This window comes from Desulfovibrio sp. ZJ746 (genome assembly GCF_011039155.1).
Classification (GTDB): domain Bacteria; phylum Desulfobacterota; class Desulfovibrionia; order Desulfovibrionales; family Desulfovibrionaceae; genus Desulfovibrio.
Genome location: NZ_JAAKEK010000005.1, coordinates 158564 through 170144, shown reverse-complemented (window position 1 = coordinate 170144; position 11581 = coordinate 158564). Strand labels below are relative to the sequence as shown.

Sequence of the window (11581 nt, the reverse complement as noted above, 5' to 3'; positions counted from 1 at the left end):
AGATGGCCATTCGCGTGACTCAAAAGACCATGTACAACGACATGGTCGGCCAGATGCAGAAGAATCTGGCCGGATATATGGAGAGCGTCCAGCAGGGCTCCACCCAGAAAAAGATCAACCGGCCCTCGGACGACCCGGCGGGCACCTATCGCGTGCTCACCACGCGCGTCGACCTCACCAATACGGCCCAGTACCAGGAAAACGTGGATACCGCCAAGGGCTGGCTCAACCTTGAGGACAGCGTGCTCTCCACGCGCGTGCCCACGGTCATCCGGGATCTCATCACCCTCGCGGAGCAGGCCTCCACCGGCACCTATGACGCGAGCCAGCGCAAGATCATGGCCGACCAGGCGCGCCAGCATTTCGGCAGCCTCCTCGAGCTCGCCAACACCGAGTTCGAGGGCAAGAGCATCTTCGCCGGCCACCGCTACGACTACAACGCCTTTGAGCAGGGCCTCGCCGTCACGAGCTGGGACGAGGACTGGGACAAGGCCATCAAGGGGGGCGCCTGCCAGTTGCAGGGCGCGAGCGCGGATACGGTCATCGTGCAGTTCCTCAAGGATGACACCCTCGAAAACCAGCCCGCGTTCCGCTGGTCCAACGACGGCGGCGACACCTGGCAGGAGGGTACCTATGAGCCGGGCGTTGCGCCGGGCAGCGACACCATCAACCTTTCGGCCAATGGCGTCATCCTCACCGTGCCCAAGGACATGGCGGTGAAGGCGGCCAACCCGGACGAAGGCCCGGGCGCCAGGAACGGCACCCTGCTCTATATCCGGCCGGCTGCCATGTATCAGGGCGACGACAAGGACCCGCCGCTCGACATCACCCAGATGGGCGCGCCCCAGGGCCTCGAAGTCTCGGCCACCGGCGATTTCGGCAAGAATCTCCTCGTGCGCATGGATACGGACGCCGACCTCTCGGCGCCGGGCAACGAGTTCACGTGGTCCTACAGCACGGACGGCGGCTCCAACTGGGTGACGCTCAAGGGCCAGACCACCGGCGGCGACAAGCTGCGCCTGCCCGTGCCCGGCGGCTATGTGGATTTTGACGCCGCCGCCGTGGGCGACAAGACGGTCACGGCCGGCAGCCAGGTCATGGTGCATCCCTCGCGCGCCGATCTCAAGTTCGAGATCATGAAGGACACCTACCTCTCGGTGAACGCCGTGGGCAAGGACATCTTCGGCGGCTACTACGAGGGCAAGCCAGCCCTCGACGGCGACAACAACCTCTTCGAGGTGGTGGGCGCCTTCATCGGCTATCTTGAGGGTAACAACCAGGAGGGCGCGCAGAAGACCCTCGCGGCCCTCAAAGTGGCGGAAAAGCAGGTTCTCTCCGCGGCCACGTCCATCGGCGGCAAGGAAAACCGCATCCAGACGGCCTCGGACGTGCTCTCGTTCCAGAAGCTGGACCAGCAGGAGCGTTTGAGCTACACTGAGGATATCGACCTGACGGAACTGCTGACCAAGCTGACGCGCCAGCAGCTCACGTACCAGACGGTCCTGCAATCCTCGTCCATGATCATGAAGCTGAGCCTCGCCAACTATGTGTAAGCGCGCCCCTGGCGCATCGGACGCCATGCCATGCTCATTCTGACGCGACGCCCCGGCGAAAGCCTGTATTTGGGCGAAAACATCCGCATCACCGTGCTCGGTATCCAGGGGCGGCAGGTCAAGCTCGGCCTGGACGTGCCCAGCGATACCACGGTGTACCGCGAAGAGGTCTATAAACGGGTCATTGAGGAAAATCGCCGCGCCCTGGCGACCAAGAACGAAGATTTGATGGTGGCTGCTGAACTATGGCAAGCGAAAAAGAGCTAGAGATCGAAACCCGCCTCGGGCGGCGCGTCATCGATCCCGACAAGATCATTCGTTTTCCCCGCGGGCTGGCCGGTTTTGAGGAGGAGCACGACTTCATCCTCCTCCAGTTGAGGCCCGACGCGCCCCTGCTCATCCTCCAGAGCGTGACCAACCCGCAGGTGGGACTGCTCGTGGCCGACCCGTACAGCTTTTTGTCATCCTACCCGGTGATGCTCGGCGACGCGGAGCAGGCCCTGCTCGAGATCCAGAACACCGAGGACGCGGCCATCCTCGTCACGGTGTCCATCCCCCCGGGCGAGCCGGAAAAGGCCGCCCTCAACCTCACGGGGCCCATTGTAATCAACCACCCGGCGCGCATCGGCATCCAGGTGCCGCAGGGCTTTGACGGGCCATCGCAGGTCAACATGCATTCGCTGGAGCCCCAGCCACAGGACGCGGCCGCCTTGGCGCCGGACGACGGCGCAAAAGAGCGCCCCGCCGGAGAATAGGACCCCTTGGGGGACGACCCCGCGATATGCAGGCCCCCGCGGCACACGCTGCGGGGGCCTTGGCGTTTTGGGGAGGCTCCTGAGGAAGGGGAAGGCGGAAAGCCAAGAAAATTCAATAATGATGTCAGTAAGTTGCTTTGACACTAGGAGACCTTTTTTTCGCCCCTGCATTGACGCGCCGAAAAGTTTTGAATAGTTCTAGACACGCGAGAGCGCCACGGGCTTAATAGGGAATCCCGTTAAAATCGGGAGCGGACCCGCCGCCGTCAGCCATCGCGCGCGCCGCAAAGAGCGGCCGCGCCCCGTTTTCCACTGTGCCACTGGGCCAAAGGCCCGGGAAGGCGGAAACACGGGCGGCAAGCCGGAAGACCTGCTTTCGCGTGACGTGCGCCCGAGGGGCGCATATGAAAAGGGCCGCCGCAACGGGCTTTTGCCGCGGTTCTCACGCCCTGCGCCGCGCTCGCGGCAAAAGCACGGCACTGCTTGGTAAAAAGCCCCCCTGTTTGGGAGTAGACCATGCCCGCGACAATCATCAAACGGGACGGCACAGCCGTGCCCTTTGACTCGAAGAAGATCCTGAGCGCCATCACCAGGGCCAACCAGGCCGTGGAGGGGGAGGACATGTCCCCGACGGATCTGCTCTTCGTCACGGAAAAGGTCTGCCGCACCCTCGACGAGCGCAACCTGCGCCATGTGGAAGAAATTCAGGACGTGGTGGAGGAAAGCCTCATCCGCTTCGACTATGCCCGCACGGCCAAGGCCTATATCCTCTACCGGGCGGAGCACGCCAAAATCCGCAACGCGGAATCGGCCCTCATGGAGATCTACCAGCGCCTGACCTATTCCCCGGCCGTGGCCGAGGACATCAAGCGCGAAAACGCCAATATCGACGGCGACACCGCCATGGGCACCATGCTCAAGTATGGCTCCGAAGGCTCCAAGTATTTCGTGGACAGCTATATCCTGCCCAAGGACGCCTCGGCGGCGCACATCAACGGCGATATCCACATCCACGACAAAGATTTCTACATGCTCACGGAGACGTGCTGCCAGATCGACTTGATCCCGCTGTTCCGCAACGGCTTTTCCACGGGCCACGGCTTTTTGCGCGAGCCCAATTCCATCGAGAGCTACGCCGCGCTCGCCTGCATCGCCATCCAGGCCAACCAGAACGAGATGCACGGCGGCCAGAGCGTGCCCAATTTTGACTGGGCCATGGCCGAGGGCGTGGCCAAGACCTGGCGCAAGGAATACCGCCGCGGCCTCGAGGCCTGCCTGCGCCTCGCCGGCGGCATGGATGCGGGGGCGGCCAGGGCCCTGGCCGACCGCCTCCTCGCCGGGCGCGGCCCGCGCATGGGCGAGGCCGGGGCCCTGGGCGAGGCCCTTGTGGCGGCTGCCGCGCCCGGGCAGCGGGAGCTCGTGGCCCGCGCCCACGCCTATGCCGTGGAGGAAGCGCTCACGCGGACGGAGACGCGCGTCTACCAGTCCATGGAGGCGCTCATCCACAACCTCAACACCATGAATTCCCGCGCGGGCGCGCAGGTGCCCTTCAGCTCCATCAACTACGGCACGGACACGTCGCCCGAGGGCCGCATGGTCATGAAGAACCTGCTGCTCGCCACGCAGGCCGGCCTCGGCAACGGCGAGACCTCCATCTTCCCGGTGCAGATCTTCAAGGTGAAGGAGGGCGTCAACTATAATCCCGGCGACCCCAACCACGACCTCTTCCAGCTCGCCATGGAGACCTCGGCCAAGCGGCTCTTCCCCAATTTCAGCTTTCTCGACGCGCCCTTCAACCTCCACTACTACCGCCCCGGCGACTACAACAGCGAGGTGGCCTACATGGGCTGCCGCACGCGCGTGCTCGGCAATGTGCACGACCCCGACCGGCAGGTGACCTGCGGCCGCGGCAACCTGAGCTTCACCACCATCAATTTGCCGCGCCTCGGCATCGAGGCGAAGGGCGACGTTGATGCCTTTTTCGGCCTCCTCGACGACGCCATCGACCTCGTCTTCCGCCAGCTCATGCACCGCCTCAAGATCCAGAGCGCCAAGAAGGTGCGCAACTATCCCTTCCTCATGGGCAACGGCATCTGGATAGATTCCGGCAAGCTGGACATGGAGGACCGCATTGGCGAGGTGCTCAAGCACGGCACGCTCACCGTGGGCTTCATCGGCCTCGCCGAGACCCTGGTGGCCCTCATCGGAGAGCACCACGGCCAAAGCGAGGCCGCCCAGAAGCTGGGCTTGCGCATCATCGGCCACATGCGCCGCCGCGCCGACGCCGAGGCGGAAAAGACGAAGCTCAATTTCTCGCTCATCGCCACGCCCGCCGAGGGCCTGAGCGGCCGCTTCACGGCGCTCGACAAGGCGCGTTACGGGGAGCTCCCGGGCATCACCGACCGCGGTTACTACACCAATTCCTTCCATGTGCCCGTGTATTTCCCCATCCGCGCGCACAGGAAGATCGCCATCGAGGCCCCGTACCACGCGCTCACCAATGCCGGCCACATCACCTATGTGGAGCTCGACGGCGACACGGCGAAGAACACCGCGGCCTTCGAGCGCATCATCCGCTGCATGCACGACGCGGGCGTGGGCTACGGCTCCGTGAACCACCCGCTGGACCGCGACCCGGTGTGCGGCTACACGGGCGTCATCAACGATGTCTGCCCGCGCTGCGGGCGCCGCGAGGGCGAGGGCGTGAGCGAGGAAAAACTGCGCGAGCTGCGCAAACTCTATCCCAATATGCCGCGCTGGAACTGAGACCTGGCCGCCGCAGGGCGGCAGGGATTTTTTTGAACACTCCCGAGGAGGAAGAAGCCATGCTGATGAAATCGCGCCTGTTCGAGGAAGCGCAGAACGAGGAAGCGGCCGCGGCGCCCGCGGCGCACGCGCTCGTGGGCGAGGGCGTGGGCTTTGAGCGCATCCGGCGCATCACGGGCTATCTCGTGGGCACGCTCGACCGCTTCAACAACGCCAAGCGCGCCGAAGAGCACGACCGCGTGCGCCATGCCTGAAGCGGCGCGCCCCGCGCCCGGGCTGCGGCGCGCAGGCTTTCGCGCCCCTGTGGGCCGGGGGGAGGCCGCCCCCCGGCTGCGGCTGGCCGGCATCGTGGAAGACTCCATCGTGGACGGGCCGGGGCTTCGGCTCACCGTCTTCACCCAGGGCTGCCCGCACGGCTGCCCGGGCTGCCACAATCCCGAGACGCATCCCGTCAACGGCGGCAACTACCATTCCCTCGACGAACTGGTGGCCCGCTACCGGGAAAATCCGCTGCTTTCCGGCGTGACCTTTTCCGGGGGTGAGCCCTTTCTCCAGGCCCGTCCCCTCGCCCTGCTCGCCGCCCGCATCCATGCCCTCGGGGGCACGGTCATCACCTATACCGGCTATATCTTTGAGGAGCTGGCGAGCCGCGCCCGGATGGATGCGGCCGTGGCCGCCCTGCTGGACGCCACGGACCTGCTCATCGACGGTCCCTATATCGAGGCCTTGCGCAGCCTCGACATCGCCTGGCGCGGCAGCTCCAACCAGCGCCTCTTGGACAGGGAGCTGCGCGCGCGGCTGCTTTCCCTGCCCGGATAGTCCTCGCCTCTTTTTGTCCTCGCGCCTTTTGCCTGCCCTTTATCCCGCAGTCTGCGAGACGGCTTGACGGCTGTTTTGCAAATAATTACATTGTGCTCACGAGGTAAACGATGGATATTCCTCTTGTGCCCATCGGCAATTCGCGCGGCATCCGTTTGCCCAAGGCGCTCATTGCCCAGTGCGGGTTCGGTGATATGGTCTCCCTCACTGTCACCGATGCGGGCCTCCTGCTCTCGCCGGTGAAGCAGGGCCGCGCCGCGTGGGAAGAGGCGCTTCTTGCCGTCCCTGCCGCTGAAAGAGCCGTGGATGCGCGGGAATTTGCGGAATTCGACCAGTTGGATTCGGGCTTCGATGCCGCGGAGTGGACATGGCCCCAAAAACCGTGAGCCGCTTCGAGGTGTGGTGGGCCAACCTCGACCCGACCATCGGCCATGAAATCAGGAAAACCCGCCCCGTGCTCATCATTTCCCCGGATGAGCTCAACAGGCATCTCGGCACGGTACTGGTGGCGCCGCTCACGTCGACCATCCGGCCCTATCCCTTCCGCGTGAAGACCGTGGTATGCGATATTCCCGGCCAGGTCGCCCTGGACCAGATACGGGCGCTGGACAAGGCCCGGCTCACCAGGCGCATGGCGGTCCTCCCGGAGGAGGCGCGCCGGGAAATCGTCTCCGTGCTTCAGCTCATGTTTGCCGAATAGGCCGGGGACGGCACACGATAAAAGCGCCGGGAGTCTCCCCCCGGCGCTTTCCGTATTCTTCCGTTCTTTCTTTTCTTTCTTTCCACTCAGTCCGTCAGCGTCAGGCGCTGCTTGTTGGCGAAGATGGTCTCGCTCGGGCTTTCGCTGCGGTCGGAATAGGCGGTGTGCAGAAGCTCGTGGGCCTTGTGCGAATTGGGCTCGCCCAAAAAGTCCTCATAGAGCTTCTTCACCTGTGGGTTCTTGTGCGACTGGCGGCGCGGCATGGCGCGGTCAAGGCTGTAGAGGCCCTGCTGGCGCGTGCGCGCGTGGGGGTGATAGTCGCCCTTGACGCGCGAGGTGCCCCCGCCGTCCGCACAGCCGCCGGGGCAGGCCATGACCTCGATGAAGTCATAGGGCGACTCGCCGGCCATGGCCTGCTCGGCCAGGGCGCGCGCGTTGCGCAGCCCGTGGCAGATGGCGACGCGGATGCTGCCATTGCCCTCGCCGAGGTCGATGACGGCCTCGCGCACGCCGTCCATGCCGCGCAGGGGCGTGACCTCGATGTGCTCGAGCTCCTTGCCTGTCACCACGGCATAGACGGTGCGCACGGCCGCCTCCATGACGCCGCCGGTGGAACCGAAGATCACGGCCGCGCCCGTGGACGCGCTCATGAAGGGATTGTCGAAGGGCTCGGGCTCCACGTCCGCGAGGTCCACGCCCATGCGCCGGAGCAGGCGCGCGAACTCGCGCACCGTGAGCACCACGTCCGTGTCGGGCACGTCCTCGCGCGCGAGCTCGGGGCGCGCGGCCTCGTCCTTCTTGGCCACGCAGGGCATGATGGAAACGGTGCGCAGGCGCTCCTTCTCAAGCCCCATGGCCTCGGGCAGGTAGCTCTTGGCGAGCGCCCCGAGGATGGCCTGCGGCGAGCGCGTGGAGGAGATGTGCGGCAAAACGCCCGGGCAATGCTTTTCCGCATAGTTGATCCAGCCCGGGCAGCAGGAGGTGAACATGGGCCCTTTCGCGCCCTTCTTGAGCCGGCCCAGAAGCTCCGTGCCTTCCTCCATGATGGTCACGTCCGCGGCGAAGTCCGTGTCCAGCACCACGTCCGCGCCGATGCGCCTGAGCGCGCCCACGATCTTGCCCTCCACGTTGACGCCCGGGGCGAAGCCGAATTCCTCGCCCAGGAGCACGCGCACGGAGGGCGCGAAGCTGAAGACCGTGGTGACCTCAGGGTCGGCCAGCATGTCGAGCACGAGGTCGTTCTGGTCGCGCTCGGCGAGCGCCCCGGTGGGACAGACGAGGGTGCACTGGCCGCACTGGATGCAGGCCGAGGCGCTGTGGTCGTCGGCCATGCCCACGCCGATGCAGGTGCCGAGGCCCTGCCCGTCCACGGTGAGCGCGGCCACACCCTGGATCTGGCGGCAGACCTCCACGCAGCGCAGGCAGCGGATGCACTTGCTCATGTCGCGCGTCATGCCGGCGGCGCTGTCGTCCAGCGGGCGCTCGGCCGCCGTGGGGCGCAGGCGGTGGGTGAAGCGGTTGCGCGTGAGGCCCACAGCCTCGCCCAGGTCCTGCAATTCGCAGTCGCCGTGGCGCGCGCAGGAGACGCATTCCTGGTCATGGTCGGCGAAGATCATTTCCACCTGGGTACGCTGCATGTCGCGCACATGGCGGGAGAGGGTGTCGATGCGCATGCCGTCCGCAAGCGGCGTCTCGCACGAGGCCACCATGCGCGTGCCCGCGCCGTCGCTCACCTCCACGAGGCAGACCCGGCAAGTGGCGGGCTTGTGGCTGAGGGGCTCGAAGCGGCAGAGCGTGGGGATGAAGACGCCCGCGCGCCGGGCGAGCTGGAGGATGGTTTCCCCTTCCTCGAACGCATATTCCTGACCATTGAGATAGGCTTTCATGAGTATCCTCTTTCTGCGGCTCACGTCGCTCAGGCGGGATTGCCGGGGATGGGGCTCTCGGTGATGACGGAAAGCACGCGGTAGCAGCGCATGCAGCGCGAGGCCTCGGACCACGCCTCCTCGCGGGTCATGGTCTGTTCCACCTCGTCAAAATTGTGGTCGCGCTCTCCGGGCGAGATCTCGCGCACGCCCACGCGCTCCTGCCGGGGCTTGGCCGGCGCGGGCGCGGCGTCGTCGAGCAGGCGCCCCCTGGCGATCCATTCGCTCAGGCGCCAGCGCGAATCAAAGGGCACCTGGTCCGTGGAAAGGAACTGGTCGATGGAGCGCGCCGCAAAATAGGCGTGGCCCATGCCCATGATCATGGTGGTGGGCCCCGAGGCGCGCGGGCCGCTGGTGCAGTCGCCGCCGGCGAAGACACCCTTGCGGCTCGTCTCGTGCGCGGCGTTGATGACGATGCAGTTCTTGCGGTCGCGCGCGATGCCCTCGTCGTCGCGCAGCATGGCGGCGTCCGTCTTCTGGCCGATGGCCGCGATGACGTGGCGGCAGGGGATGACATGCTCCGAGCCCGGGATGGGCCTCACACCGCGCCTGCCGCTGGCGTCGGGCTCGGTGCGCTCCATGTTGACCACCCTGAGGCCCGTGATCTCGCCGTTTTCCACCACCAGGGCGTCCTGCCCGCAGAGGAAGTGGAAGTGCACGCCTTCTTCCTTGGCGGCCTTGATTTCCTCCGGGTCGGCCGGGGCGTCGGCCTCGGTGCGGCGGTAGATGAGGTGGGTGACGCCGGTGGCCACGCGCGCGGCCGCCCGGCAGCAGTCCATGGCCACGTTGCCGCCGCCCACCACCACCACATCGCCCTCGAGCACGGGCGGCTCGCCCGCCTCCACGCCCTCGTACACGCGCTCCAGGAAGGCGATGCCGTTCTCGTAGCCGGCAAGCGACGCATCCTCGCCCTCCATGCCGAGATAGGCGCCGCTCGGGCAGCCGCAGCCGATGAACACCGCGTCGTAGCCGCGCCGAAAGAGCTCGTCCACGTCAAAATCCCGGCCGAGCTTCTGGTTGAAGAAGAAGCGCGCGCCCATGGCGGCCACTATGTCCGTCTCTTCCTGGAGGGTCGTCTTGGGCAGGCGGTAGATGGGGATGCCGTAGCGGATCATGCCGCCGGCCTTGGGCTTGGCCTCGAAAATATCCACCGGGTAGCCGCGCTCGAGCAGGTGATACGCGCAGGAGATGCCCACGGGCCCCGCGCCCACCACGGCCACGCGCTTGTTCTTGGCCGGGGCGGCGTCCTGCGGCTTGAGCATGCCCGAGGCGATGGCCCTGTCCGCCGCGTAGCGCTTGAGATTGCGGATGGAGACCGGCGCATCCACCTTGGCGCGCCGGCAGGCGCGCTCGCAACTGCGCACGCAGACGCGGCCGCAACTGCCCACCAGCGGATAACTGCGCAGGACGGTATTGGCGGCAAGGTCGTCGTGGCCGTCCTTGATGTAGTCGATATAGCGGGGGATGTTGACAAGGCCCGGGCAGGCCTCGATACAGGGGCTTGTGATGGCGCTGTAAAAGCCGCGCGTGTCGCCGCTTTCGCCGGGCTTGAGCTCCGCCGGGAAGTGCGTGAGCGCCGCCAGGAGAGGCAGGGCGCCGGTCTGGCCCACGCCGCAGAGCGAGGTGGCGCTCATCTGCATGGCGATGTCGCGCAGGTCCTGCCAGTCCACGGCGGCGCCGTCGCGCGCCGCGGCCAGCACATCGCGCACGAGGGGCGCGCCGGTGCGGCAGGGCGAGCACTTGCCGCAGGACTCGGAGGCCACCTTGTCAAAATGTTTCCACAGGGCCCAGAGCAGGGGAAGCTCCGGGTCGAAGACGAGAAAGCCCCTGTCGGAGAGGAAAGAGCGGGCCGGATTGCCTTCGCTGAAGCTGTCAAAGACGGAAAGATCCAGTCCGGGGGGCGTGGCGTCGCCGCCATTGCGGTTGTCATAGACAGTGCCGTCCCAGACTCCATAGACAAGTCGCGGCATGGGCGATCTCCTCCACAGCGGCGCGGGGTGTGCCGGCGCCGCCCGCTTGGCTTGGGGTAAAGCCGTGAGAGTATGTCCATGCCCATACCACACGCAGGGCGACAGTTCAATGGTTTGCCGGGGAAAGACGGTAAGTGCCCGAAATAGAGCCGGATACAGGGCGATAGAGACCCCGTGGGAGCCTTGCGCCGCCCCCAAAAAGAAGGAGCAGGCATGATCCTCGCATGCCTGCTCCTGAAGTGGTGGGGGCTGCCGGGGGCAGCCCGGGCGGTCTGTGCCGCCGCGAATCCTTTCCGCTCCCGTCCTTGGGGTGATTTTCCGGCCCCGGGCCCATCCTGGGGCCGGAAAACCTTGTGGGGAGGGGAGAAGTGCCGCCGCGCGGACGGGGCGGAACCCGTTTACGCGGCCATGGTATCGAAAAGTTCTTTCGCGCTGCTGTTGGCCGGGTTCTCGCCGAGCACGGCTTCCAAGTGCTCGCGCGCCTCGTCGTTGCGGCCGAGATAGATGAGGCAGCCGGCCAGGGTCACGCGCACGGCCTCTTTTTCCTCGCAGGTGTCGAGGGCCGCGGCAAGATAAGGCAGGGTGGCTTCCACCTGGCCCGTCTGGTACGCCTCGCGCACAAGGCAGTTCAGCGCGACGATGTTGGCGGCGGATTTTTCGAGGGCGCGGCAGAAGTAGCCGAAGGCTTCCTCATGGTTGCCCTGCTCCATGTGCACGAGGCCGATGCCGCACAGGGCCTTGTCGGTCTCTTCCACGGCCGCGGCTTTCTGGTAGAGCACCAGCGCCTTGTCCAGCTCGGAGCGCTGCACGGCAACGGTGGCGAGGCCCATGTAGGGAGCGGCGCTGCGGGAATTGCCCGCGGCGGCCTTGCGGTAATACTCCTCGGCCTTGTCAAAGTCGCCCATGAACAGGTAGCACTCGCCCAGTTCCTTGTTGATTTCGTAGTCCAGCTGATTTTCCATGGTATCCTCCCCTTTTGAGGCTTTTCCCACATGGCGCGATGGCGCCGGTGATGTGCCCGGAATTATGCACGGAGCATGCCATGGAAAGGAAAGGGCGGAAAATCAGATAGTTATCAATGGGGAGTCTGGGA

At 65.9% G+C, this 11581-nt stretch carries 11 protein-coding genes and 1 riboswitch; of the genes, 8 read left to right on the top strand and 3 right to left on the bottom strand.

The window, feature by feature from the left end:
* Positions 1–2: 2 nt before the first annotated feature.
* The 8 genes from G7Y54_RS09255 to G7Y54_RS09220 all read left to right on the top strand — a co-directional run bounded on the left by G7Y54_RS09255 (position 3) and on the right by G7Y54_RS09220 (position 6593).
* On the top strand, positions 3–1553 hold the full coding sequence (locus G7Y54_RS09255; RefSeq protein WP_165079020.1) for a flagellar hook protein: 1551 nt from the start codon (positions 3–5) through the stop codon (positions 1551–1553).
* Positions 1554–1583: 30 nt separating this feature from the next.
* On the top strand, positions 1584–1820 hold the full coding sequence (gene csrA, locus G7Y54_RS09250; protein ID WP_165079019.1) for a carbon storage regulator CsrA: 237 nt from the start codon (positions 1584–1586) through the stop codon (positions 1818–1820).
* The gene (gene fliW / locus G7Y54_RS09245; RefSeq protein WP_165079018.1) at positions 1799–2308 is read left to right on the top strand and encodes a flagellar assembly protein FliW; all 510 of its coding nucleotides are present in this window, start codon (positions 1799–1801) and stop codon (positions 2306–2308) included. Before csrA ends, fliW begins: the two co-directional genes overlap by 22 nt.
* A gap of 193 nt (positions 2309–2501) precedes the next feature.
* Positions 2502–2701: riboswitch (cobalamin riboswitch) on the top strand.
* Between the two features lie 123 nt (positions 2702–2824).
* Positions 2825–5074: an anaerobic ribonucleoside triphosphate reductase gene (locus G7Y54_RS09240; protein ID WP_165079017.1), complete on the top strand. Its 2250-nt coding sequence runs from the start codon at positions 2825–2827 to the stop codon at positions 5072–5074.
* A 134-nt stretch (positions 5075–5208) separates the two neighbouring features.
* Complete coding sequence (gene nrdD / locus G7Y54_RS12665; protein ID WP_241159447.1) at positions 5209–5328, top strand: anaerobic ribonucleoside-triphosphate reductase; 120 nt, start codon at positions 5209–5211, stop codon at positions 5326–5328.
* The gene (locus G7Y54_RS09230) at positions 5321–5893 is read left to right on the top strand and encodes a 4Fe-4S single cluster domain-containing protein (RefSeq protein ID WP_165079015.1); all 573 of its coding nucleotides are present in this window, start codon (positions 5321–5323) and stop codon (positions 5891–5893) included. The genes nrdD and G7Y54_RS09230 overlap by 8 nt, the downstream gene beginning before the upstream one ends.
* A 110-nt stretch (positions 5894–6003) precedes the next feature.
* Positions 6004–6279 carry an AbrB/MazE/SpoVT family DNA-binding domain-containing protein gene (locus tag G7Y54_RS09225; RefSeq protein ID WP_165079014.1) on the top strand — a complete coding sequence of 92 codons (276 nt, stop codon included), beginning with the start codon at positions 6004–6006 and terminating at the stop codon, positions 6277–6279.
* Positions 6261–6593 carry a type II toxin-antitoxin system PemK/MazF family toxin gene (locus G7Y54_RS09220; RefSeq protein WP_165079013.1) on the top strand — a complete coding sequence of 111 codons (333 nt, stop codon included), beginning with the start codon at positions 6261–6263 and terminating at the stop codon, positions 6591–6593. Before G7Y54_RS09225 ends, G7Y54_RS09220 begins: the two co-directional genes overlap by 19 nt.
* Before the next feature lie 86 nt (positions 6594–6679).
* Here the strand turns inward: G7Y54_RS09220 and G7Y54_RS09215 are convergent, their stop codons facing one another.
* From G7Y54_RS09215 to G7Y54_RS09205, 3 genes are all read right to left on the bottom strand, one after another.
* A complete protein-coding gene (locus G7Y54_RS09215) occupies positions 6680–8479 on the bottom strand; it encodes a [FeFe] hydrogenase, group A (protein ID WP_165079012.1) in 1800 nt (599 codons plus the stop codon).
* Between the two features lie 29 nt (positions 8480–8508).
* Positions 8509–10488, bottom strand: a complete 1980-nt coding sequence (locus G7Y54_RS09210) for an FAD-dependent oxidoreductase (protein WP_165079011.1) — start codon at positions 10486–10488, stop codon at positions 8509–8511.
* A 398-nt stretch (positions 10489–10886) separates the two neighbouring features.
* On the bottom strand, positions 10887–11450 hold the full coding sequence (locus G7Y54_RS09205) for a tetratricopeptide repeat protein (protein WP_165079010.1): 564 nt from the start codon (positions 11448–11450) through the stop codon (positions 10887–10889).
* Positions 11451–11581: the final 131 nt, after the last annotated feature.